The 26,095-nt window shown below is 34.6% G+C and carries 21 protein-coding genes; 7 read left to right on the top strand and 14 right to left on the bottom strand.

Annotated elements, in window-relative coordinates:
- The first annotated feature begins 675 nt into the window (after nt 1-675).
- Both B0E44_RS00660 and B0E44_RS00655 read left to right on the top strand, forming a co-directional pair.
- Nucleotides 676-858: a hypothetical protein gene (locus B0E44_RS00660; RefSeq protein ID WP_077370290.1), complete on the top strand. Its 183-nt coding sequence runs from the start codon at nt 676-678 to the stop codon at nt 856-858.
- The gene (locus tag B0E44_RS00655; RefSeq protein ID WP_077370274.1) at nt 851-1,402 is read left to right on the top strand and encodes a Smr/MutS family protein; all 552 of its coding nucleotides are present in this window, start codon (nt 851-853) and stop codon (nt 1,400-1,402) included. The genes B0E44_RS00660 and B0E44_RS00655 overlap by 8 nt, the downstream gene beginning before the upstream one ends.
- A gap of 80 nt (nt 1,403-1,482) precedes the next feature.
- Here the strand turns inward: B0E44_RS00655 and B0E44_RS00650 are convergent, their stop codons facing one another.
- On the bottom strand, nt 1,483-2,427 hold the full coding sequence (locus B0E44_RS00650; protein WP_077370273.1) for a hypothetical protein: 945 nt from the start codon (nt 2,425-2,427) through the stop codon (nt 1,483-1,485).
- A 260-nt stretch (nt 2,428-2,687) separates the two neighbouring features.
- Between B0E44_RS00650 and B0E44_RS00645 the strand changes: the two genes are divergently transcribed.
- Nucleotides 2,688-3,611, top strand: coding sequence for an EamA family transporter (locus B0E44_RS00645; RefSeq protein ID WP_077370272.1), 924 nt, complete (start codon nt 2,688-2,690; stop codon nt 3,609-3,611).
- Between the two features lie 2 nt (nt 3,612-3,613).
- Complete coding sequence (locus B0E44_RS00640; protein ID WP_077370271.1) at nt 3,614-4,735, top strand: cysteine desulfurase family protein; 1,122 nt, start codon at nt 3,614-3,616, stop codon at nt 4,733-4,735.
- A 1-nt stretch (nt 4,736) separates the two neighbouring features.
- Here B0E44_RS00640 and B0E44_RS00635 read toward each other — a convergent pair whose 3' ends face one another.
- The 7 genes from B0E44_RS00635 to B0E44_RS00605 all read right to left on the bottom strand — a co-directional run bounded on the left by B0E44_RS00635 (nt 4,737) and on the right by B0E44_RS00605 (nt 12,070).
- Nucleotides 4,737-5,708 (bottom strand): MlaD family protein, encoded by a 972-nt coding sequence (locus B0E44_RS00635; protein WP_077370270.1) that lies wholly within the window; start codon nt 5,706-5,708, stop codon nt 4,737-4,739.
- Between the two features lie 8 nt (nt 5,709-5,716).
- The gene (locus tag B0E44_RS00630; protein ID WP_254423223.1) at nt 5,717-6,484 is read right to left on the bottom strand and encodes an ABC transporter ATP-binding protein; all 768 of its coding nucleotides are present in this window, start codon (nt 6,482-6,484) and stop codon (nt 5,717-5,719) included.
- Nucleotides 6,474-7,256, bottom strand: coding sequence for an ABC transporter permease (locus B0E44_RS00625; RefSeq protein WP_077370269.1), 783 nt, complete (start codon nt 7,254-7,256; stop codon nt 6,474-6,476). Before B0E44_RS00625 ends, B0E44_RS00630 begins: the two co-directional genes overlap by 11 nt.
- Before the next feature lie 102 nt (nt 7,257-7,358).
- On the bottom strand, nt 7,359-7,652 hold the full coding sequence (locus B0E44_RS00620) for a chaperone modulator CbpM (protein ID WP_077370268.1): 294 nt from the start codon (nt 7,650-7,652) through the stop codon (nt 7,359-7,361).
- Nucleotides 7,639-8,547: a J domain-containing protein gene (locus B0E44_RS00615; RefSeq protein ID WP_077370267.1), complete on the bottom strand. Its 909-nt coding sequence runs from the start codon at nt 8,545-8,547 to the stop codon at nt 7,639-7,641. The genes B0E44_RS00620 and B0E44_RS00615 overlap by 14 nt, the downstream gene beginning before the upstream one ends.
- Before the next feature lie 169 nt (nt 8,548-8,716).
- A complete protein-coding gene (locus B0E44_RS00610; protein ID WP_077370266.1) occupies nt 8,717-9,406 on the bottom strand; it encodes an aspartate/glutamate racemase family protein in 690 nt (229 codons plus the stop codon).
- A 15-nt stretch (nt 9,407-9,421) separates the two neighbouring features.
- Nucleotides 9,422-12,070, bottom strand: a complete 2,649-nt coding sequence (locus B0E44_RS00605) for a patatin-like phospholipase family protein (RefSeq protein WP_124019253.1) — start codon at nt 12,068-12,070, stop codon at nt 9,422-9,424.
- A gap of 199 nt (nt 12,071-12,269) precedes the next feature.
- Between B0E44_RS00605 and B0E44_RS00600 the strand changes: the two genes are divergently transcribed.
- Both B0E44_RS00600 and fumC read left to right on the top strand, forming a co-directional pair.
- Nucleotides 12,270-14,981, top strand: a complete 2,712-nt coding sequence (locus B0E44_RS00600; protein WP_077370265.1) for a pitrilysin family protein — start codon at nt 12,270-12,272, stop codon at nt 14,979-14,981.
- A gap of 299 nt (nt 14,982-15,280) precedes the next feature.
- Complete coding sequence (gene fumC, locus B0E44_RS00595) at nt 15,281-16,666, top strand: class II fumarate hydratase (RefSeq protein ID WP_077370264.1); 1,386 nt, start codon at nt 15,281-15,283, stop codon at nt 16,664-16,666.
- Nucleotides 16,667-16,742: 76 nt separating this feature from the next.
- Here fumC and B0E44_RS00590 read toward each other — a convergent pair whose 3' ends face one another.
- Complete coding sequence (locus B0E44_RS00590; protein ID WP_077370263.1) at nt 16,743-17,945, bottom strand: NAD(P)-dependent oxidoreductase; 1,203 nt, start codon at nt 17,943-17,945, stop codon at nt 16,743-16,745.
- A 429-nt stretch (nt 17,946-18,374) separates the two neighbouring features.
- On the opposite strand from B0E44_RS00590, the gene B0E44_RS00585 reads away from it, so the two are divergent.
- Entirely contained in the window at nt 18,375-19,583 is a 1,209-nt protein-coding gene (locus B0E44_RS00585; protein ID WP_077370262.1) for a serine hydrolase, read from the top strand.
- A gap of 221 nt (nt 19,584-19,804) precedes the next feature.
- Here B0E44_RS00585 and B0E44_RS00580 read toward each other — a convergent pair whose 3' ends face one another.
- The 5 genes from B0E44_RS00580 to B0E44_RS00560 form a co-directional block, all read right to left on the bottom strand.
- Nucleotides 19,805-20,872, bottom strand: a complete 1,068-nt coding sequence (locus B0E44_RS00580; RefSeq protein WP_077370261.1) for an AI-2E family transporter — start codon at nt 20,870-20,872, stop codon at nt 19,805-19,807.
- Between the two features lie 40 nt (nt 20,873-20,912).
- Nucleotides 20,913-21,617 carry a potassium channel family protein gene (locus B0E44_RS00575; RefSeq protein WP_077370260.1) on the bottom strand — a complete coding sequence of 235 codons (705 nt, stop codon included), beginning with the start codon at nt 21,615-21,617 and terminating at the stop codon, nt 20,913-20,915.
- A gap of 154 nt (nt 21,618-21,771) precedes the next feature.
- Entirely contained in the window at nt 21,772-23,340 is a 1,569-nt protein-coding gene (locus B0E44_RS00570; RefSeq protein WP_077370259.1) for an MFS transporter, read from the bottom strand.
- A 231-nt stretch (nt 23,341-23,571) separates the two neighbouring features.
- On the bottom strand, nt 23,572-24,636 hold the full coding sequence (locus tag B0E44_RS00565) for an HlyD family secretion protein (RefSeq protein WP_077370258.1): 1,065 nt from the start codon (nt 24,634-24,636) through the stop codon (nt 23,572-23,574).
- An 11-nt stretch (nt 24,637-24,647) separates the two neighbouring features.
- Nucleotides 24,648-25,985 (bottom strand): TolC family protein, encoded by a 1,338-nt coding sequence (locus B0E44_RS00560; RefSeq protein ID WP_077370257.1) that lies wholly within the window; start codon nt 25,983-25,985, stop codon nt 24,648-24,650.
- Nucleotides 25,986-26,095: the final 110 nt, after the last annotated feature.

The raw sequence follows: 26,095 nt of genomic DNA, 5'->3' as shown, positions 1-26,095 counted from the left end.
AAAAACAGAACGTTCTTTTGTGGTTTTCATCTTTTTGTAATTATTCCTCTACTGTGTGGTTCAGCTTAAGGAATCCTGGAGTTGTACTTTGCAAAGTTGAGTCTAACCTGAATTTGATATGTTTTCAATTCAAAGTAATTTTCTTCATGATTTTTTTATCTCTCAGAGTTTTGATTCATTTTATTTGCAAAAGAAATTAGCAGTACTAAAAGTAAAATTCCAGCAACAATACCTAATTCTAATAATAAATGCATTTTTTTTGGTTTTTTTTTGGGGTTAGACTTTACATTTTATCAGCTGCTATGAAAGCATAAAGAATCCGTATTAATACAAGCAAATACTTAGTATTCAACACAAACCAACTAATAGTCCAAAGTTAGAAAAAATAAGATTATATCAAAATATTGTCGATAAAATACATGTTTTACTCATAAAATGATTACTTAATCCTACAGAATAAGCATGTCTGTTTATTTTTTTAACTAATTCATCACGTCTTTGTAATTTACACAAAAAATAATCTTATGAAATGACTTACAATATTTCTCAATAAAAAAAACAGATTCAAATTTATTTTTTTTGAAAAACATTTTGATTCATTTACATCACCATACTATTTATTTTAACCTCAATAAGCCAAAAAGTTTAGTATTTTTGAAAACTGAAAATGCAGTTATGAAAAAGTTTACGATTTTGCTGATGGCTTTCGCCATTGGCGTTGCTTTGTACGAGCAAACGAGTACCGATAAAAATGTATATGTGATGGTGATTGCCATTGTCATTTTTATGATGGGAATGATGAAGCTGAGCAGCAAAACCCCAAGTAAAAATCAAGATAAAGAAGACGATAATGTTTAATAAAGGAGATAAAGTTTCGGTTCTGGATGAAGCGGTTGACGGTGTTGTTTTGTCCGTTAAAGACAAGGTGGTTACTATTGAAACTGAAGATGGTTTTATAATGAATTTTGCCGCCAATGAGCTCATCAAAATAGGAGAATCAGCCAACTTGATGGAGGGTATAAAAGGATTTAATATCAATGAGATCACAAAGGAAAAGGAAATCCCTAAACCCCGAAGCTTTGTAAAAGAGAAAAAAGACAAACACGAATTGCCTGTACCGGAATTTGATTTACATATCGAGAAACTGGTACCCAACAAACGTGGAATGTCGAATTATGATATTTTGACTTTGCAGTCGGAAACTGCCAAACGTCATATAGAATTTGCGATTCGCAATCGGATTCCAAAAATTGTATTCATTCACGGTGTGGGTGAAGGCATATTGAAAGCCGAATTGGATTTTCTATTTGGCCGTTATGACAATATTGTTTTTCAGGATGCCAATTACCAAAAATACGGTGCTGGCGCAACCGAAGTTTATTTCAAACAGAATACTAAATAATTACCATTTAATTAATTCCATAAAAAAATGTCAATGCCAAAAAATTGGAGCATTGACATTTTTTTATTTTAACTCTTTTATTACTTGACGGTTTGCAGCTCGCCATATTTATAACTGTTACCTAATTGAAAATTATTAGTATCTTTTTCAAGAGTTACATTTTTAAAAATAATGGTATGCTTGAAAGTATTTGGTCCACTTGTAGTAGTAGTAACTTCTATGATACCTCCTTCTTTCCCTAACCATGTTTGATTAACAGTAGGCAATAATGGATCTGTCGGCTGACAAAAATAAGATGGTGGTACAACACCATTAAATAAACGGTAAACTAATTTATTTTTAACAAGTCCTATTACTCCTGTCCTTGGAGAACCAACAGGAGTAACCTCATTTGCAATTAATGTTGGATCGATATTCAGTGTAAAAGACTCGCTTTCGGTAAAATCATATACTTGATTACTCGAACATATATTCAAAAGTCCATTGAAACCAAATGGTAATGGATCAGCAGTCTTCAAATAATCACCAAAAGGAAAAGTTTCATAAAACTGGGTTGTGCCATCAGGTTTTGTGAAAGTGATATTTTTGAAAGTAATATTATTATTATATCCTGTTATTCTAGTGCTATTATTGGTCTCATCTAGTTTCTTAACTGCAGTAGTTGTAATTTGTATAATACCCGAAGAGGCTTCCCATTGATCTTTCACATTGGGAGTCGCCGGAGGAAGTAAATTACATATTTTTTCAGTAGATACTTTACCATCATAAAAATTATATACCACTTGATTTGTCCCATTAACATCTAATTCTATTGGGTCATTAGCAGCTGTGGGATTATCTGTAAAAGTTTCTTCTGGAATATTCAAAATCAAAGCTTCACTTTCTTTGAGTTTAAAAATAAGGTTATTCTCAGAACAGGTGCTCGTTGTAACTTCTGAAAAATCAATAGTATCTACAATTAAATCTCCATCATCACAGCCCGAAAAAGCGAAAACACAAATTAAAATTCCTAAAAATCGTTTCATTATTTTTTATTTTGAACAAAAATAGAATTTTTAATTTGTTTCTTAAACTTTAGCAACCAAAAAGGTTCAATTTAACATGGAATTACAAAAAGTTAGTAAGCACTAATTTTCCAAGCTTTAAAATTGCTAAATGCCTAAATCTACAAAATCTAAATTTCTTTATTATTGATATTAGAATCTTAGGAACATAGAAACTTAGTCTCCTAGCCTCTCTATTACGCTACAGAAATCCTTACCTTTGATGCGAATTTTACTTTTTGATGAAAAAATACAAATACTATTTCGCCGCTTTTTCAGCATTTTTTATCTGGGGCTTTTTCAGTCTGGCTTTAAAACCCATTTCCAGCTATCCATCTTTGGATATTTTATTCTATCGCGTGTTTTTCAGCGTACTGACGATGACAGTTATAAATCTTGTTTTTAGGCAAAATAAAATTCAGGAAAACTGGGAGAATTTTACCTCAATGACCTCAAAAAGGAAAAGGAGTATCGTTGTATTGACCTTGGTGGGAGCTATGATTCTAGCTTCCAATTGGTTTATTTTTATCTATGTTGTCAATCATGTAAGCGTAAAAGCGGGTTCTTTGGCTTACTTGATCTGCCCAATTTTGACGACTGTTTTTGCCTTTTTCCTGCTTCACGAAAAACTGAGCAAATGGCAATGGCTAGCGGTTTCTATAAGTATTATAAGCTGTATTTTATTGTCTATGAATCATTTTCAAGACATTTTTTATAGTTTGGTAGTAGCTGCAACTTATGCATTGTATTTAGTCAGTCAACGTAAGAATAGTGAGCTTGACAAATTTTTGCTACTGAACATACAATTGTTATTTATTGCTTTGTTGATTTTGCCATTTTACCCAAAATATAGTGGCGCAATCCCAACAGAACCTTTATTTTATACTTGTCTATTTTGCATCGTAGTATTCTTTACGATTGTTCCTCTTTTCCTAAATTTGTATGCTTTAAAAGGCATTAACTCATCGACAGTGGGCATCCTAATGTATATCAATCCGATAATCAATTTTGCCTTAGCCATTTTTTACTTTAAAGAGCAAGTTACTCTGCTTCAGATGTTTTCTTATTCTTTAATATTGATTTCCATTATTGTTTTTAATAAGAAAATAATTTTGGGCAAAAAACACAAATCCCAAGTAATTGTTGAGGATTCAAAATCTATATAAAAATGAAAAAAGTATATCTTGATAATGCTTCCACTACTCCACTTCATCCCGAAGTCATATTGGAAATGACAAAAATATTAACCGAAGATTATGGCAATCCATCTTCTACGCATAGTTTGGGGCGCAATGCCAAAAGCATTCTTGAACTTTCCAGAAAATCAATCGCAAAGCAAATAAACGCAACCGCAGCCGAAATCATTTTTACTTCATGTGGTACAGAAGCCAATAACTGGATTATGCGTTCGGCTGTAAAAGATTTGAAAGTAACCCGAATTATCACCAGCAAAATAGAGCATCATGCTGTATTACATACTGCGATAGCTTTACAAAATGAATATGCCATTCATGTGGATTATGTAAAAATCAAGCCTAATGGCGAAGTGGATTTAACCCATTTGGTCGAATTATTATCCGAAGAAAAAAAGACTTTGGTTTCCTTAATGCATGTCAATAATGAAACCGGAACTATTTTGGATCTAGAAAGGGTTAGTCGAATATGTCAGGAACACAATGCTTTATTCCATTCGGATACTGTACAATCCATTGGAAAAACCAAAATTGATTTACAACACACCCCTATCGATTTTATTGTAGCCAGTGCCCATAAATTTCACGGGCCTAAAGGAGTTGGTTTTGCTTTTGTTAGAAAAAATACAGGATTACAGCCTTTATTTTTTGGAGGAGAACAAGAAAAAGGACAGCGTCCTGGAACCGAAGCTATTCATCAAATTGCAGGAATGGCAAAAGCCTTGGAGCTTTCCTGTCAAAACCTTGAAAGCGAAAGTCAATATATTGCATCATTAAAAGACTATGCCATCGAAAGATTAAAAACAGATTTACCAGGATTTAAGATCAATGGAGAAAATACACTTTATAATCTACTCAATGTCGTTTTGCCTTTTGACGAAAGTAAAATTGCTATGCTTTTATTTCATTTAGACATGAAAGGAATTGCTGTTTCTAGAGGAAGTGCTTGTCAATCGGGCAGCATCAGACCTTCGCATGTACTGGCAGAGATGTTATCTGATGATGATTTAAAAAAACCAAGCATCCGAATTTCTTTCAGTCATTTTAACACCAAAGAAGATGTAGATTTATTAATGGAAGGATTGAAAAGTATTTAAATCAATTGGCTTTCTTTTTGGCTTTTTCCTGTTTTTTGAAATAGCCCCGCAACAGAAAACTATGTTTCATCGCTTCGAGATCTTCGTTCAAGAGGATAGTCGCTTTATTTAAGTTTGTCATCGTGGAATCAATTTTTTTGACCAAATTGGGATCATTGGACAAATAATTGATAGCGCCATTTCCGTTTTTCATGTTTGAAATTGTCGCATTTAAGTTGGTTACCACTTTGTTTATTTCTTGGCTAGACTGATCCAGATTAATTACGATTGTTTTAATTTTTTGAGCTACAGCTGGGTCATTCAACACCCCAATAACACTGTTTTTATCTCCCAAAGCAACTACCATTTTATTTAAGTTTTCAACAGTTTCAGTTGTTCCTTTGCTTGTGATTTTTAAATAATTCATAGTTTGCTTCAAGTCGGATGCCATAATTGTGTCATTCAACAAAGTTCCCAATGATCCTTTACCTTGAGTGATTTCTTTGGTTATTTTAAGTAAATCGGCTGTGAGTAAAGCCGCATTTTTATTGGTTACGCTCAACGTATTCAACAAATCATCAGTACGGATACGATCTGCGGACTGTATCACATCACCAGGCTGAATTGAAGGTTGGTTACCTTTTCCCGGAGCGATATTGATTACCATACTTCCCACCAAACCATCTGAACCAATACTAGCCAAAGCATCTTTTCTGATGTGCTGAAACATGGATTTATCAATAATCATATCTACATTGATGGTCGTATCGTTTATCATATCAATCCCTCGAACGGTTCCAATATTAATACCCGAATACCGAACATTATTACCCAATTGCAATCCATTTACATTACTAAAAACAGTCGTCACATGATCGGTACTTCCAAACATTTTTTGCTTATTACCAATAAAATAAACAACAAGAATAAAGAGCATCAATCCTGATATAACAAAAAAGCCTAATTTTATTTTTTCTGAAGCAGTTTTTTCCATTTTTATACTTATTTAAAGAAAGCTTGCACTTTGGGATCTTTAGAGCTTAATAAAGTCTCGAAAGTCCCTTCTGCATAATTAATTCTGTCAATTAATAAAATCATTCGGTTCGAAATCATTCTGGCACAATCCACATCGTGCGTTATAATTATGGATGACGTATTGTATTTTTTTTGAACAGATACCATCAGCATTAAAATTTCTTTTGACGTAATAGGATCCAATCCCGTTGTTGGTTCATCGTAGAGAATAATTTTTGGCTTCAAAATCAAGGTTCTCGCCAAGGCAATTCTACGCTTCATCCCTCCCGAAAGTTCATTGGGCATCAAATCAATTGTATTCGCCAATCCTACACTTTCCAAGGCTTCCATGACTAATGGAGTTGTATCTTCAATAATTCCGAATTTTTTGGTGTGTCGCCTCAAAGGAAATTCCAAATTTTCACGAACTGACATAGAATCATACAAAGCGCTACCCTGAAAAAGAAATCCGACTTCGGTACGGAGCTCATCTAATGCTTGCCGAGAAAGTTGTTTGATGTCCTTTCCCATTACTTCAATACTGCCTTCATCCGGTTCTTCCAATCCTATGAGGCATTTGATCATAACCGATTTACCCGAACCTGATTTACCCATGACCACCAAGTTTTCTCCTTGAAATAGTTCCAAATTAAATCCATCCAAAACACAATTATCGCCAAAGCTTTTTTTCAGGTCTTTGATGACTACTATGGATTTTGTATTGTCAATATTGGTTCCCATAGCACTAGACATCATAAAAAACATTAGAAACAAAAACCGCTATAAAATCGATAATAAAAAGCAACATCGAAGAAAAAACCACTGCCGAATTTGCCGCAAGCCCTACTCCTGCCGTTCCTTTTTTGCAATAATATCCTTTGAAACAGCCTACCAATCCGATGGCAAAACCAAAAAAGAATGACTTAATTGTTGAAGGTATAACATCAAAAAATTCGAGATGATTAAAAACCTGAGTAAAATATAATAATAGTGAAACATCTCCTTTTAAATTTTCGACCAAAAAGGAACCCAAAAGTGCTACACCATCACCAATAAAAACTAAAATCGGCAACATCAAAGTGGTAGCTAATATTCGAGTAACGACTAAATATTTGAAGGGATTTGTTCCGGAAACTTCCATGGCGTCAATTTGCTCCGTCACACGCATAGAACCCAATTCAGCTCCAATTCCAGAACCTATTCGTCCAGCGCAAATCAAAGCGGTGATGATGGGGCCAATTTCTCTAATGATGGAAACACTTACCATTGCAGGAATCCAAGAAACGGCACCAAATTGTTGTAAGGTGGGTCTGGATTGCAAGGTAAATACCAATCCTATAATAAATCCAGTAACCCCAACAAGTAGAAGGGAACGGTTGCCCATATTATAGCATTGCCTAAGAAACTCTTTGAACTCTAACGGACGTCTGAATACTTCCTTGAAAAACCGGCCTGCAAAATCAGACAGTTCGCCAATTTCCAGAAGAAAGCTTTTGAATAATTCTATGATTCTAAAAACATTATTCATTCCGTTTGTGGATTAATTTTTAATAAGAATCGTACTCAAATATACGAATATTCTATTAATTTTCTTTGGATTATAATTTACAAAATAAATCGTGTACGAAGTTTAATTCTCATACAGTCGCAATCTGTTTTGAGTTGAAATCAAATCTTTTTGTAAATGTTCAATTTTTTGCAAAAGATTAAAAACAACATCGATTCCTTCGGGGTTTACTTCCAGTTCGTGATGTATCCGAATCATTCGTTCCAAATTATGCATTTGATTTTCGTGGATATAAGGTGATTGCTCCATGATTTCAATTTCAATCAAGCCCAAATCATGAAGATGCGTAAAGAAAGAAAGCTCAAGCTGATAATGTGAACTGACTGTTTGCAAAAGTATTAAGTTATCGGTTTTCATAGGTTCTAAGCTTAGCAAGTTCTGTAAATAATTCTTTTTCTTTTTCGGTAAGGTTTGTGGGCAATATTATTTGATAAGAAATGAATAAATCACCAAACTCTCCGTCTTTTTTATAAACCGGAAATCCTTTACCTTTTAGTTTTACTTTCGCACCATTTTGCGTACCTGGCTTAACGGTTAATTTTACTTTTCCGTCAAAAGTATTTGCTGTGATTTCTCCCCCCAAAAGAGCAGTGTACAAATCCAAATCGACTGTTGTATATAAATTGTGTTTATCCAGTTTGAAATTTGTGTGATTTTCGATACTAAAAGTAAGATACAAATCGCCTTTTGAACCTCCATTGGCTCCTTCTCCTCCCTGTCCGCTTATTTTTATAACCTGACCATTTTCAACTCCTGCAGGAATTGTTAAGCGAATGTTTTTTCCGTTGATTGTAAGGGTGCGCTTGTGGGTGGTATAAACATCTTTTAAGTCCAAATGCAATTCGGCATTATAATCCTGTCCTTTAAAAGCAGTAGTTCTGCGACTTCCTCTTTGTCCAGCACCTCCAAACATAGATTCAAAAAAATCTGAATAATCACCACCACCCGAGAATCCTCCAAAACCGCCTTGTTGACCACCGCTGCTTTGGTATTGCTGCTGCTGTTTGGCTTTTTCATATTCCTCGCCGTGTTCCCAATGTTCGCCATACTGATCGTATTTTTTTCGATTCTCTGGATTGCTTAAAACCTCATTGGCTTCATTGAGTTCTTTGAATTTTCTCTCGGCTTCTTTGTCGTTGGGATTTAAATCAGGATGATATTTACGTGCCAATTTTCGGTACGCTTTTTTAATATCGGCCTCAGTTGCACTTTTATCAATCTCCAATACTTTGTAATAATCTATAAATGCCATTTTATGATAATTTTAGATGTAGTCATATTTAAAAAAAATAAATATTTCACTCTCAAATTTAAGCATTTTCTAGAACTAAAACTATGACAAACAGCTTTAAAACAGTAAATTATACAAATAAAAAAAAGCCTTAAATTAGACTTTTAAAATAGCATTTCGGAAAGAGAAATTAACTCAAAGCAAATGCAACAGCTGCATTGGAATGAATCAAAGCAGTATCAAAAACTGGTACTGTTACCATTCTTTGCTTTACCAATAATGGAATTTCTGTACAACCCAAAATAATACCTTCGGCTCCGTTATCTATAAGTTTTTCGATAATGGAAAGATATCTTGCCTTGGTGCTTTCAATAATTAATCCTTTTCCCAATTCATTAAAAATAGTGTCGTGTATAAAATCCCTGTCTTCGGCTTCCGGTATGATGGTTTCAATATCGAGAGCAGATAATTTATCTTTAAAAAAATCTAATTCCATCGTGAATTTTGTCCCAAGAAGCCCCACTTTTTTGATGTTCTTTTTTTGAACTACTTTGGCGGTTTCGGTGGCAATGTGTATTAAAGGTAAATCAACGTTTTCCTGAATTCGATCGGCAATAAGATGCATGGTATTGGCGCAAAGAACAATCGCTTCGGCACCACTATTTTTCAAACTATGACAAGCCTTAGACAACATATTGAATGTCGATTCCCAATCGTTGTTGTCATTATTTCTTTTGATATCATTATAGTTAAAAGAATAAATTATGCATTCCGCAAAATTAACTCCTCCCAACTCCTTGTTGATTCCCTCATTAATAAACTTATAATAATCGGCAGTTGACACCCAACTGATACCGCCTATGAGACCTAATTTTTTCATTTATCAATTTCTTATTTATTTTACTCTACCCAATCTATTGTACCATGAATTAAAAATGCGGATATAAACTAGAGATAATAACCAACCCATAGTTATCAGTAAAAATAGTGCTACTTTTTTCTTAAACACACTTTCAATATTTATTACTTTGGCTAAAAATTTAGATAAGAAACCAACCAAAAAAACTATCACTATTAATCCGATAAAATTATAGGAAATATCGATTTGATATAACGGGCTGACATTATTCCAATTTAAAATTAAAAAAGTGAGTAATACAAGCAACAACGAGCCTCCAAAACCCAATACAGCGAAACGAAGTGCTGTAGACATCCTCACAATCTTAAAAGGAACGTAACTACTAACTTTCAATTGGTTTACAAGTTGCCTTTCCTTGGCGGGAAGTGTGCAACTTTCGGCTATTTTCAAAAAATTCCAATTTTCTCTTTTCAGATTTACCGAATTACTTTCGTGCATCATTTGCTGGTAACCACTATACATTAAAGCATAAGCTTCAAGGTCATTGAATGAATCCAAATCCGTTCGCACTTCGCTCAATCCTTTTTGAATTTTCTTCATCACACCATATTTCAAAAGTGCATTTTCGTCTTCAATTTCTTTATCGTATAAAATACTTCGATTTACGTCGGTACAATTAATCCAATTAACAGGAAGCTGTGCCAATCCATTTTTTAGGTGAACTATTGACAACTTATTGACGATTGACGTATACATGCGTGATTTTAAATCCAACAATTGAATCTCACGCAAACGTTCCTGCAAAATAGTGTCCACTCTAAAGAATAAAGACATCGCATTATCGGTATTCACCGCATTATCGGGCATTTGAGCACTAGCATCGCTTATAATAATCTCATTGCATTCCTGTTCCAATATGGATGCGATTCCTTGATTATCATGTACACCACCATCTATTAACTCCAAATTAAAATTTTTATACAACCCTTTTAATACTAAAGGCTGAAACAAAACTGGTACGCAGGATGAAGCGGCTACAGCATAACCCAATCTAAAATTTTGATACGGCTCTGGTGCATTTTCATAATACATTCTCCTCAAACGAGGCTTTACATCAAAATCATCCGAAATATAAGTTGGTGGTTCCCCCATCCACGAAGCCGTGAATTGCCAGTTGTGTCCCGTATTTACAGCAGTAGAATTGAGAATTAATTGAGGAACTTTGTGGGTTCTTTTCCAATTATCGTTATTCAATCTGAATTTATTATTACCAAAAGGTGTGATAAATAAATCGTTCATATAAATAGGATTATTGTCTGGCGATCCCGTTTTCTTGTTCAAGAGCGGTTTATAAAAATACTCTTCATACAACTCCCCCAACCGATTGGAACGCGAATAAGAATCTCCTTTCCACATCTTCATGTTTTTGGAGAAATTTGTCAGCAAACGCATTCGTATATTCTTTTGGACAGCGCTCAAAAACTCATTTTCTATTTCTTTTACAATTCGGATGTAATCCGCTTGAACGATGTCCGCATCTGCTTTGCTTTCAAATAAGTCTTTGATTTTTAAATAATAAAAGGTGCCAATAATTGAACCTCCAGATACACAGGAAATTACCTCAATTTCTTTTAATTTATCTTTTTCGGCCAAAGCTGCTAAAACACCAATATGAAATAATGCTGCTCTAAAACCGCCTCCAGAAAGTCCAATACCTAATTTATTTTGTTGCTTTGGCTTTACATAATCAACTCCCTCTTTCTCATCAACCTGAAGATTCAAAGCAATTAAACACTGATTTTGTCCCTCCTTGTCAATTTGATTTTTTTGAAAAGGATCTTTGTTGGTTGACTTTTGATTTTTCTCTGTTTTTTGATAAGAAGCCAAATTATAGATTTGCTTGCTGAAAGATTTAATTTGCCAATCCTCCGTTTTATTTTCAATATGCAACAAAATAAAATGAAGTGCCTTTTTATACATTCGCAAGCCAAAAAAAGCTTCTGCCAAAGCAAAATATAATTTTTCTTTAGACTCAATTCCATCCTTAAAAATAATTTCTTCTGAATCGACTAAATAAGCTTCAATGATTTCCTTTCTTATACACTGTGCTGTTTCAAACCTTTCGATTGTTTCACTCGTGATTTCACAAGTTTCAGAAAGCCGTTCTAAATTTTCAATTACAATGAGTTCATTGATATTGGCATAATTTACAGCGGTATTGATGCATTCTGTTTCAGTTTGAATGGATTTATGCATTTTGTTGTTCCAAATCAAATAACCTTTTTTATAATAGGCTCTTGATTGCAACAGATTGTGAAACTGATGGTCAAACTTCCATTTATTTTTATAAATTTCACCAGCAATACCAAGAGTTTTTGAGTTTTTGGTATGTTCTAAATCACAAAAAGATTTGAGAACATTTATTGCTTTATCAAATTTAAAATAAGAGGACAATGTACTGTCTTTATAAATATTATCGGCAAGATCTTGGTATTTCGATAATTTAATTTCAGTGCCTTGTTCTTCATCATCCTCAATTTTTTTTAACAGAATCTCGGTAGCATATCCGTATTGTTCATACTGAATCAGATTTTGATATAAGTCATCAAAAAGTATCGCATTAGAAATGTCTTCTCCTCTCAAATAATTTTTGGCACATGCAATTGCCTCTTTTTTATCTTTCATATTCAAAAAATTAAACACAGATTCTCAAATAATTACAATACTTTTAATATATTTAACGAGAAACATTTTATAAAATTAAAAAAATAATGACTAAATACATTAATTGCAATAAAAGCTTTCTTAAAATTATCAAAACAAATGATTATTCTTTCATAAAAAAATATATTTTTACAATATAAACTTACAACAAACATAAAAAATGAAAAAATTAATTCTTGCTGTGTTATTTGTTTCCTTTTGGATTACAAATTCCTTTTCCCAAGAAGCTACTTTTGTCACTTCAGTAGAAGGCATAAAAGAATATAGCTTACCAAATGGACTGAAAATTTTGCTAATCCCAGACGCTGCACAATCAAACGTGATTGTCAATATTGTTTATGGTGTGGGTTCCCGCCATGAAGGATATGGGGAATCGGGTATGGCGCATTTGTTGGAACATATGTTGTTCAAACGCTCTTCAAAATTTACTGATATCAAAAAAACAATTGCTGATAAAGGTGCTCAGGCCAATGGGACAACCTATTATGACCGTACCAACTATTATGAAGTGCTACCGGCAACAGATGAAAATCTAAAATGGGCACTAGACATGGAATCAGACAGAATGGTAACTTCAGCTATCCTTCAATCCGATTTGGATACTGAATTCAGTGTGGTACGCAATGAGTTTGAAATAGGCGAAAATAATCCTGAAGGAGTTTTAAACGATCGTATTCTATCCACTGCCTATTTGTGGCATAATTATGGAAAATCAACCATTGGAAGTAAAGAAGATATTGAGCGTGTCCCTGCCAGTCGTCTTAAAGTATTTTATCAAAAATATTACCAACCCAATAATGCAACTTTAATTATAGGCGGAAAATTTGATGAGAAAAAAACACTTTCGTGGATAAAAGAATTCTTTGCTCCAATTCCAAAATCAAAGACCGAAATTGAAAAAACTTATACTGTAGAACCACCTCAAGATGGGGAACGCTTTGTGGAACTAAAAAGAAATGGCGATCTTCAATACATTGGTATGGCCTACCATACTCCTAGTTACTCAGACAAAGAGTATGCTGCCAATAATGCATTAATTTCAATATTGACAAACAACCCATCTGGTATTTTGTATAAAACATTAGTGGAATCCAAATTAGCGACTAATGTTTACGGCTATACCTTGACACTAAAAGATCCTGCATTTAGTTATTTTGCCTGTACAATTGACAAAGGCAAAGACATAAACACAGTTCAAAAAGCCTTTTTGGAAACGATGAATTCGGTTCCTGCAATGACTTTTACGGAAGATGACCTAAAACGTGCCAAAAATGAATTGCTAAAACAATTCGAAAACACCTATAATAAAACCCTTAACTTATCAGTTGCCATGACCGAATACATCGGAGCTGGTGATTGGCGCTTGTTTTTTATAGACAGAGACAATATAGAAGCTTTGACAATTGCAGACATTCAAAATGCAGCCAAAAAATACTATCTACAAAGCAATAGAACTTGGGGGCGTTTTATACCGGAAGCAACTAGCGAAAGAACCAAAGTAAGCGACTCTAAAGATATTGCTGCTCTTGTAAATGGATACAAAGGAAAAGTAATGGAGGCCAATACCAATACCTTTGAAGCTTCTGTTGCCAATATCATAAAATCAACCGAAGAAGGAAAATTAAAGTCTGGAGGAAAATATGCCTTACTAGAAAAACCTGCCAAAGGAAATAAAATTGAAGCTAGAATATTGTTGAGAATGGGAGATGAAAAATCATTGAGCCAAAAATCAATGATTGCCAGTTTAACGGCAAACATGCTGAAATTAGGAACCAAAACCAGAAGCAAAAAAGACATTAACGATCAGCTTGATCAATACAAAATAAACTTAAGCCTTGGTGGATCGGTTGATGGTTTATATGTGAGAATCAGTACAGACAAAACCAACTTAAACAATGCTTTAAACTTGGTACAAGACATTTTAAGAAATCCTTCTTTCGATGTTACTGAATTTGAAAAATTGAAATTGGAAACCAAAAGCGGATTGGAATCTAACAGAAATGAACCACAAGCCGTAGCTAATCAAGAACTGACAAAACTAACCGCTTTGTACCCAAAAACACATCCGTATTACTCGGAATCAATTGATGAAAGCTTGGCAACCTTAGACAAGATTACTATTGAAGACCTTAAGAACTTTTATGCAAGCTGCTATGGTGGATCTAACAGTATATCGTCATTTGTAGGTGGAATTGATAAGGATCTCATTAAAAAATTCTTAAGTAGTACTTTTGACAACTGGAATCCAAAAATTGCTTATAAAAGAATCCCAACGCAATACTTTGATGTAAAATCAAATGATAAAACCATTCAAATTAATGACAAAACCAATGCTACTTTATTTGGTAAAATAAATTTAAATATTGGTAAAAAAAATCCAGACTATCCAGCTTTAGAAATGGCAAATGAGTTATTGGGCGGAGGTGCTTTCTTATCTTCCAGAATTCCACAGCGTTTGAGAGAAACAGAAGGATTAAGCTATGGTGCTGGTTCTTACTTGCAGGCTAATACTATTGACCCTACATCGGAATGGGGAGTTTATGCCTTTTATAATCCAACAATGAAAGATAAATTGTCAACAGCACTTAATGAAGAAATTCAAAAAGCGATCAGTAAAGGTTTCACCAAAGAAGAATTTGACAGTTCTTTAAAATCTTGGTTACAAAACAGACAAACGATGCTAGGAACTGATGAGTTCATTGTTCGTGAATTAAGAGAGAATATGGATTTAGGCCAAACTTTCAAAGACTACGAAGATTTTGAAACCAAAGTAAAAAACTTAGATGTTCAAAAAGTAAATACTGCATTAGTCAAATATTTTGATCCAAAAAAACTTGTGATTGTACAAGCTGGAGATTTTGTTAAAAAATAATTTTAGAAGTTACTAAAATTCTAAGTTTCTAAGGTAAAAGATAAACTTTAGCTTATTAACTAGAACCTAAATTATCTCATAAAAGGTATTGAGCAATCAATACCTTTTTTTTATGGACAGAACTGATGGTATAAACTGGAGTCCGATTGTTAATTTTAGAGCAGAAACATTTGGATGTTATAGCATCATAACAAAAAGGAAAAATAGCACTAATCGATCTCTGATTATAAATAAAAGAAGTAACTTTAGTGTAGAAAACAACATTCATAATTATTTTTCAAATACTTAAAATACACAAAATGAACTTTAGAATCGAAAAAGACACTATGGGTGAAGTCGAAGTTCCTTCAGACAGATACTGGGGAGCACAAACCGAACGTTCCCGAAACAATTTTAAGATTGGTTCTCCATCATCCATGCCAAAAGCCATTATTGAAGGTTTTGCCTATCTCAAAAAAGCGGCCGCCTATACCAATTGTGAATTGGGTGTTTTAGACGTCGAGAAAAGGGATTATATCGCTTTGGTCTGTGACGAGATTCTTGCTGGACAACTTTCGGAGGAATTTCCACTTGTAATTTGGCAAACCGGTTCTGGCACGCAAAGCAATATGAATGTCAATGAAGTGATTGCCAATCGTGCCCAAGTTCTGAAAAGATTAAGTATTACCGAAGATGAACCTTTTATCAAGGCCAATGACGATGTCAACAAGTCACAATCTTCCAATGATACTTTTCCAACTGCAATGCATATTGCTGCCTATAAAATAGTTGCGGAAAACACCATTCCGAATATTGAAAAATTAAAAGACACTCTTGAAAAAAAGGCAACTGAATTTCAATCGGTGGTCAAAATTGGCCGTACCCATTTGATGGATGCCACTCCCCTTACTTTGGGACAGGAAATTTCGGGTTATGTGGCACAATTGGATTATGGCCTGAAAGCTGTTAAGAATACATTGCCACACCTGTCGCAAATCGCTTTGGGCGGAACTGCAGTGGGTACAGGATTGAATACACCAAAAGGGTATGACACAAAAGTGGCCGAATATATTTCTAAATTTACAGGGCATCCTTTTGTAACTGCCCCAAATAAGTTTGAAGCTCTAGCAGCACACGATGCGATTGTTGAAACCCATGGTGCGCTCAAACAATTGGCAGTTTCCTTGAATAAAATAGCCAATGATATTCGAATGTTGGCTTCGGGACCACGTTCCGGGATTGGTGAAATCCTGATTCCTGAAAATGAACCTGGTTCTTCTATCATGCCAGGAAAGGTAAATCCAACACAATGCGAAGCACTGACCATGGTTTGTGCTCAAGTGATAGGAAATGACATGGCCATTACCGTTGGTGGCATGCAAGGGCAATATGAATTGAATGTTTTTAAACCGATGATGGCGGCCAACTTTCTGCAATCGGCGGAATTGCTAGGTGATGCCTGCCATTCATTCGACATACATTGCGCTCAAGGAATTGAACCTAACTACAAACGCATTCAGGAATTGGTCAACAATTCATTGATGTTAGTTACAGCTTTGAATACCAAAATTGGTTATTATAAATCGGCTGAAATTGCCCAAACGGCACATAAAAATGGGGCTACACTCAAAGAAGAAGCTGTAAGATTAGGCTATGTAACTCCCGAAGAATTTGATGATTGGGTAAAACCGGAGGATATGGTTTAAAATAATGGTTAATTGTTAATGGTTGATGGTTTGAAATTTATTCAAATCCAACAAACTCACAATTAACCATTAATAATTATTTTCCATCAACATAATCCTGTAAATAACTAAAACGCTCCGTTAGTTTTCCGTTTTCGGTCATTTTGGCTCGTTTAAGAATACCGTCTTTATCTCCGTTAAAAAAAGCAGGAATAACGTGTTCTGAAAACATTTCTCCAAAACCTTCACTGGCATCTTTTGGCAATTCACAAGGTAAATTATCGACAGCCATTACCACAATTGCTGCGGGATGAAAAACATCCACTTCTTTATTTTCACTAGGCAAATAACCATACAAAGGTTCTGCAATTGTCGAAGAACGCAACGTACAGGCTACTGGCCCATTGACATCGCAGGAAATATCAGCCACAACTTTTATTTTGCAATCATTAGCCTGAAGCATTTCTTGACTTAAAATTATAGGTGCTCCATTGCCATAAAAATGTCCAGCAATATAAATATCTGAAACTTTGGTAAATCGCTCAAAATCGGAAACATACTCTGAAGGATTATCGTGAAAATCAGTATAATCAAGTACTTGACCGTCTTTTCTTTTGTTATAATCCAAAACATCTATTTGGGTGTAGACAGCTTGGGTGTAATTTTTAGTCAAATAATTATCTGGTGTCACTTCCTTAATTTTCATGGCATCCAAAATTTCTTTGGCTCCATTACCCACTTTTCCAGTTCCTGTTACCACAATTTTCAAAGGAGGTAGAACCAATCTTCTTAAATGCATAATCAATGCATCTTTGCCCGAAAGTGTTTCGGCTTTTGGCATTTTAAACAATTCGAATTTTAAACCGAAAGCACGAAAAGCATTGTAAGTCCCAACAATTCCGGCATATCGCCCAAAACCAATTAATCTACGGTTGTGAGAATCTATAATGGTTTCGTGGTCATACAAGTCAATATTTTTTTCTAAAATAGCTTGCAGTAACTTTCTGTTATATGGTTGTTTTTTAATCGTATGAGAAAAAAAGAAATAGGCTTTATTAGGAATCAAGTTGTCAACTGGCACTTCTTTTACTCCAAAAAGAACATCACAATCACTTACATCATTGGCAACTTCAATTCCCATACTTTGGTATTGAACATCAGTAAAAATTCGAATATCGGAACTTTCTACTTTTACTGTACAATCATGATACTGTTGTTTTATTTTAGCCAATTCATTAGGCGAGAAAACTACTCTTCTATCGGGTGGATTTTTTCTTTCTTTTATGATTCCGAACTTCATTACTACTATTTTAAAATTATAAATATAACTTTATTGGCTTAATTTGTTACAAACATAACAATTTATTTTAAAACAAAATATATTTATATGATTAATTACAAAAGTCGATAAAAGTAGTCTAAACAATCCGTTTGGGCAAAGTCGTGGGCTAAATAAGTCGTTTTACTGGAAATTCTTTTGTCGTTGATTCAATAGATTGTGCATTTTAAGTACATTTTTTCAATCTCAATAGATACTATTTCAAATTGGCATCTATTCTCTTATCAAGAATAATGTTATTAAATTTCGAGGAATAATTGAACCGAATTCATTTTTGTATTCTGAGCATCAGTTAAATAAAGATTGCTTTCAAAAAAAAGTTAAATTTTAAAAAAAACTATAAACCAAAAGTATTTGTTTCTATATATTTGCTTTTTTAGTAACACGAAAATGAATTATACAAAAAAGGCAATTATACTAAATTTACTGCTCCTAAACGTAATAGTGAGCTCCTGTAAAAACGAAGCAAAACATGTAGAAAAAGCAGAATTAAAAGATGCTGATCTTCCCAAAAATGTATTGCCAAAAATGAAACCTTTGGTGAATGAAACAAAACTCACCGCAGATTATATAGCCGAAAAGCATAGAAAAATAGACTCTTTTTACAATAAAAACTGGCCTAATAACAGTATGAACGGAGGTTTTCTTGTTGCCAAAAACGGTCAGATTATCTACGAAAAATATGAAGGATATGCCAATCTAAGGGACAAAACTCCAATAACGAGTACTACTCCTATCCATATTGCATCGGTAACTAAAGTACTTACGGCCACGGCTATTTTGAAATTGGTAAATGCCAAAAGAATTGGTCTAGACCAGAAAGTTACAGATTTCCTAAAAGAATTTCCCTACCCTGATGTTACGGTAAGAATGTTACTGGACCATAGAAGCGGTATGCGCAGTTATGCCTATTTTACGGATCGGGACAAAAGTGTTTGGGACAGACACAATACGTTGACCAACCAAGACATTTTGACGATTATGGGAACCAAAAATATTGGGTTGGAACAAAGAACGGGTACGCGATTTGCCTATTGCAATACCAATTATGCGATGCTGGCCCTTATTATCGAAAAGGTAACCAAGATGTCCTATAGAGATGCAATGGCCGAAATTATTTTCAAACCACTGGGTATGACCAATACTTTTGTCCTGGATTTTGACAAAGACAAACATAACGTAGCTCCATCGTATAAAGCCAACAGGGTAGAAATAGGCATTGATTATTTGGATAAGATTTATGGAGACAAGAACATCTACTCTACTCCAAGGGATCTATTGAAATTTGACAGAGCAAGGAACTCTCCATTTTTTTTGGAACCAGAATTATTATCGCAAGTGTATGTTGGATACAGTAATGAACGAAAAGGTACCAAAAATTACGGATTGGGCATTCGAATGATTAATTGGGAAAATGGCAAGAATTTCTATTTCCATAACGGTTGGTGGCATGGTTTTACCTCTTCCTATATTACTTTAAAAGACGAGAATGTAACCATAATTGCTTTGTCTAACAAATTCACCAGAAATACCTATGCAGTTCGAAAACTATCGGTAGTATTTGGAGATTATCCGTTTAAAAATGTAGATGCGGAATAATTTTTGGTGTCAACCGATAAAATAATGTTTTTTCACTTCCTTTTTTGAAAACTATTTGAAATGAAAAATCATCAACCTTTTTTGACTCATTACCTTTAAAAAAATTACAGAAAACTCATTCTGTTTGTAAATTACTTAGAACTTTTTTAGTTTTTTATTTAAAAAGCCGCTATTGTCCCTGAATGACAAAGCGGCTTTTTTATAGGGATATATTTAGCAAATTATGCTGCAGTGCTTTCGGGTTTATCATCCATCCAGGCGGCAAATAATTTGTAGCCGATAGAGAATATGATTGGTCCCACAAATAAGCCCACAAATCCCGACATCATGAATCCACCGATTACACCAAGGAAGATAACTAGCATTGGTACTAGAGCTCCTTTTCCTAATAATAATGGTTTTAGAACATTGTCCGATAGTCCGCTTAAGACAAAAAACACCGACCATAAAGCTGCTGCCGTGGTATTATCCAATGAAAATAAATACGCAATTACCCCAAGGTTGATGATAATGGGACCAACTTGAATAATGGAAAGCATCAAACAAATAACTGTTAACACACCCGCAAAAGGGATACCAGCGCCAAAGAGTCCCACAGCCTGGATCAGGGTTTGGATAACGGCAACGCCTAATATTCCTTTGACCACTTGATACACCGTTGATACTGAAATGTCCAAGAATTCGTCACCTGAATCACCTGAAATCCTCTTGATGAAATTGGTGGCTAAATTTTGAGCACTTGTAGAAACCATTAAAACACCCGCAATAATTACCGAAAGGATTACCTGTAATAAAGCAACGGTGGAACTTAACACGCTTCCCAATAGCTTTTTGGATAATTCGACAATTTGTTCTTTGTATTCGAGTATTCCTGCTTTTAAATCTGTTGATAATGAATATAGAAAATCGTAGGCCTTATCCCCTATTAGAGGCCAGTCTTTGATGTTTTGACCTGGTGTTGCCACAGTCAAAGTACCATTCTCAACTCCCGTTTTTAATTCGGAAATACTTGCCGTAACAGAATTTACAAATAAAACGGTTGGCGCAATAATGATTATTAGTAAGACTGCAACGATTATGAATGAAGCCAAACTTTTGCGCCCTTTCAATTTCTTTTGCAGAAAATTAAAAGCGGGATAGAATACTATAGCCAATATGATTGCCCAAAGAATTGGCATCATAAATGGCAATAGAAGTTTAATGCAAAATCCTAAAATAAGGAAAACTAGTCCTAGTTGTAAAATGACTTCAAAAAGCTGCTTGCTTTTGTATGGGTTTGAATTTTCCATAAAAATTGATTTAAAGATTAGTTAAAAATTGTGACTATGATTATTGCTTTTGTTTCTTTTTGGCACTGTTTTCATTGGCATCCGAAACAAGACGACCAATAAGGATCACGGGATACAAAACCCCTATAATGGCTTCGATTTGCACCATTGATCTTGCAAAAGGATGCAAAGGCACAATCTCACCAAAACCTGTTGTAGTGATTGTTATATAACTAAAATACAAGAAGTTTGCCTGAAGAGTATTGCTTTCAAAAGCTGGTAACGTGATTTGGAATGCACCAGGAATATGTTCGTAAATAAACAAATAAATCACAGACCAAAAATTGGCTAAAATCATATACACCACTATGGAACCTATCACTCTATATCCTGTGATTGGACCTGGTTCCAAAACTTTTTTCAAAACCAAAAAAATCAACAATCCAAAAGTGGCAATGGTAAAAACGATGTCAGCCAATAGAATAAATGGAGTAGGCCGGAAAACCGAAATCCATCCGAATAGAATAAAAAAGAACGGAATGATTATGTAAGAGATCGTTTGTTTTTTGGATTTGGACAAGGAAATAATCCCCGCAATGAGAAACAACATCCAAAACACATTGATAGTAACCATAAAGGAAGAAAAACTTCCAAATATTGGAATCAGGACAAAGTGCATGATACAAAGCAAGATGAACATACCGCTAAGCCCACTTTCTTTATCCCACAAATGATTCAAGAAACGATATTGTTTATTTTTTACCATAGTTTTTGTTTTTTAGATGCTAAGATTCTGAGGTTCTAAGTTGCTAAGAATCTAAGCTTATGAAAAATAGTTACACTCATTTTATAATCATTTTATCCTTTTAAAATTGCTGTCTCAAATCTTATAATCTTAGAGTCTTAGCAACTTAGTATCTTTAAAAAGGTATCGGTTCCACATCAACCCTTCCAATTGGCCGTCGTCCTAATCGAAACAAAAGGAGAACCAGAATCGGGAAGAAACACAATGCAGCCATTACCAGATAAATATCTTTGTAAGCCAACATCATTGCTGACTGTGACGTTTGATTGGACAGGCTTTTTTCGGCTTTCTTTTGTGCTTCCCATGCCGATAATCCATTGAGCATATAATATTTTTTATTCTTGTCCAATTGTGCTTTAGCCATCGGATTTAATTCCGTTAATTGTTGGCTAAGACCTGTTTTATGCTGCACATTCATATTGGAAATAAAAGTTCCTAAAATTGCCCCGCCTAATAATGAAGCAAAAACGGCACGTGAAATCACACCACTCATCATTCGGGAATCACCCAAAGGTTTAGGTACGTTCTCAGAAATATAAAGTGATGCCGCTGGGTACAAAAATCCAATGGCAAGTCCTTTGAATATAAAAGGTCCGAAAAAATCGGAGGTATCAATTTCTGGATAAAATCTAAAATAAAGAAGGGTATGATACATTCCGTAACAGGCAAAACCCGTAATCCAAAGTGTAGCCAGATATATCCGCTTGAACAAAAGATAAGTGGATAACGGAATGGCTATAAAAAGCCCTATCAGAATGGCCAAATGGGTTCTCGCCACATAAATACTGTCGAAACCCAAAATATTGGTCATAAACCCAGTTACAACACTTCCTGTACCGTTCATCATTCCGGTATAAAAAAAGAGCAAAGAACCTAAAACTACGTTTCGGTACCTATACACATCGGTATTGATTATGGGATTATCGGTAAATCGAACGTGGAGTAAATAAACACCTATGATAACCAGCAAAATGGCAGTTGCCGCAGCCACTCTTGGATCAGTCAGCCAATTGCGGGTTTGCCCTTCGGCACAAAGAAAAAGAATAACCATAAGAAACAAGAGTATGATGAGCCAGCCTCTCCAATCAAATTGAAAAACTCCTTTCATGGGCGCCACATCTTTTCTATAAAAAATCCAAGCCAAAAGTATTGCCACCAAAAAATTGATATTCAAAAAGTAAATTCCAAAAGTCCAATTGTGAATACTCGTCATTTCCGTTCCAAAATATTGGTACAATTGCTTACTACCTTGAAGAATAAACTGAACGATACCATACAAAATGGGCATGTTAAAAGTCGGATTGTATTTTAGAATTATCGGACTTATGGTTGCAAAAATCCCTATAATAGATAAAATCGCCAACAAAGCCCGCCAAACGGTAAACCATTCAATTGTGGTTGCATACAACGAAGCGGTGTTGCAAATTATGGACAAGAAACTAACGGATAAAATCATCGTCCGCATCGGAATCTGCTTTCCAATTTTAAGCCCCAAGGGTAAGAAACCCAACATCGCAAAAAAAGGAATATAGGTCGAATACGTAAAAACCGTGGTAGAAGCTCCAAAATGTCCCAATATCTGTGAATTGTCGTAAGAGGTCACATTCAGGGCATTAAAAAAAGGAATCGTAAGGAGATAAAGTCCTACGAGGGTAAACACACTTCCTTTTTTAATTGAACCCATTCTTTTTTTATTAGGCAAAAAACATTTTAATATAAATTTTTAGAGCAGAAAGATTTGGCATTTTCAGCCAGAATAGTCCCGCACACGAGGCTGAAAGCCGAACTGGCGAAGCAATCCGATCAATCTTTTGTGCCAAACCCCGGCACAAAAGGATTTCAACTTCTATCGGGGCTAAGGGCAGAAATTCTGCTTTTTTGCCATTATTTAAAAAAATAACAAAAACTCAACTTGTTATTTTTTTATTTCCACGGTCACACTCATCCCTGGTTTTACGGCTTCCAATTCTTTTGCGGAAGCTTCAAAATCAATTTTAACAGGGATTCGTTGCGTGATTTTCACAAAATTTCCAGTCGAATTATCCGGTTCTACCATTGAGAACTTAGCTCCCGTTGCAGGCGAAAAACCCACCACTTTTCCTTTAAATTCTTTGCCGTCAAGCGCATCAATAATAATAGTTACTTCTTGTCCAGGCTTAATTTTTTCAATTTGTGTTTCTTTAAAATTGGCAGTGACCCAAACCTTTTGGTTCAAAACTAGCGTTGCCACCACCTGATTGGCATTAATCAGTTCGCCTACGGATATAGTTCTCTCTCCCACATAACCATTGGCTAAGGCAATAATTCGAGTGTAAGACAACTGCAGTCGAGCATTTTCTAAATCAGCTTTTTTTCGATCTACAGTAGCTCTAGCCGCTTCGAGATTGGTGTAACTTTGTTTTGTTGCTGAAGCGCTGGCCAATAACTCTTCCTCGCCAGCATTCAAATAGGATTTAGTCGATTGAAGTTTGGAAACCACTTGATCGTATTGATTACGCGTCACTGCAGAATCGGCATACATATTCTTGAATCGTTCATAATCTTTTTGTGCTTTATCAAGGTCGGCTTTGTCTCCAGACAATTTATCCTTGGAAGCTGCCTCTTTGGAAGTCGCAGTAACGATAGATTGTTCCAATGAATGAAGATTTCCTTCGGCAACAGCCAAATCAGCTTCTGCTTGTTTTATTTTTATCCTGTATTCTTCATCATCAAGAATCACCAAAGTATCTCCTTTATGCACGAACTGATGGGAATCAAAACGGATGGATGCCACATGGCCTGTTGCCCTAGCCGTAACACTGTTAATATAGGATTCTACTTGGGCATTATTTGTTGTTTCATACCGATGAAAATCGAAAAAAAGGCTTAATATCCAAAGCCCTCCTCCTATAATGAAAACAAAAGAAAGAATAGTCAATATTGTATTTCTCTTTTTTTCGCTTTTTACGGCATCTTCGTTGGTAGTTTTATCTTCGCTCATAAACAAAAAAATTAAAGTTTACCCATTGCGTACTGCAGGGAATAATATTGAATAATCGCATCTATATTGGCATTATTCAGAGAAATTTTCGCTCCATTTAACTGCAATTCGGCGTCAACTATATCACTGATTACGGCAAAATCATTATCATAGCGGCTTTTTACTATTTTGTAATTACTCAATGCTAAATCAACATCTTTCTTAAAAGTTGATATGTTTTTTGCACTTTCTGTAAATCGGATGTAGGCCGCTTTTACATCCTGATTGATTTGATCTTTGGTAACCGCAAGCGCAATATTGCTTTTATCAATTTGTAGTTTATCAGCATTGGCTCGGTGTTTTAAATTGTAGAAACTGGAAATTTCCCAACTAAGAGATATTCCGGCCGCCCAATAATTGAGAATATTATCAGTATAATTCGGCCATTGCGCAGGATATTGCGTATTGAAAAGCAAATTGGCATTAATATAGGGTTTAAAACCACTCTTGGTAATATCCAAGGATGATTCTGCCATCTTAACATTGATTTCCGATCTTTTGATTTCGTAACGGTTTGTGTAAGCTTCAGACAAACTTTCCTCCAAGCTCACTTCTTTCGTAGGAATTAAAATACCGTCCAATACTGGTTTTAATTTGGTATTGGTAGGAAGCCCTGTCAAGATATCCAAATAATTACTGATTAACTCTATTGAATTGGAACTGCGAAAAACCGACACCTCAAAATTTGATTTTTGCAATTCGGTTCTTAACAAATCACTTTTAAGATTTTGCCCATTCGAAACCCTTGATTCCAATTGCCTAATTCTTAAATTGGTATTGACTATATTTTGTTTGGTAATTTCAATTTCCTTATATAACTTTTCAAGATTAAAAAACTGAGTGGTAATGGTTTGTTTAATTTCGGTTTCGGTCATCTTGGCAGCCGATTCCTGCATACTGACCATAAGTTTTTGTTTATCAATCTGATTATTGATCACTCCTCCATAATACAAAGGCATGGACGCATAAATATTGGCAGAGGCTTGTTGGTTAAAATAATCAACAGTGATGTTTTTTTCATAAAATCCCTCAAATACTTTAGGATTTCCAATATAATTATACCCCATATTCAAGCCTATAAGAGGTGCTTTGGCCATTTGGGACTGGTCTAAATTTTCATTGGCAATAGTGACATCCGCATTGGCCATTTTAAGCTTGTTGTTATTCTGAATACCCAACTGTATAGCTTCGTCCAATTTTATGATTCGGGCTCCTTCATCACCTTGGGAAAATCCGACTTCATAAAAAAAACATGCTATTATCAGAATAACAAATTTTCTTTTAAGATTTATAAAAAAAGGATAATCCATTAACTATTTTTAATTAAAAATTCAACTTTCAAAAAAACATGAAATGCTTAGCCAAAGCATAAATCACATTTTTATTTCATAATCAGCAATATAACTACACAAATATAAGT

This window comes from Flavobacterium sp. A45 (assembly GCF_002001005.1).
Taxonomy (GTDB): Bacteria; Bacteroidota; Bacteroidia; order Flavobacteriales; family Flavobacteriaceae; genus Flavobacterium.
Note: the sequence above shows the minus strand (reverse complement) of the source record. Positions and strands in the feature narration are given on the sequence as shown.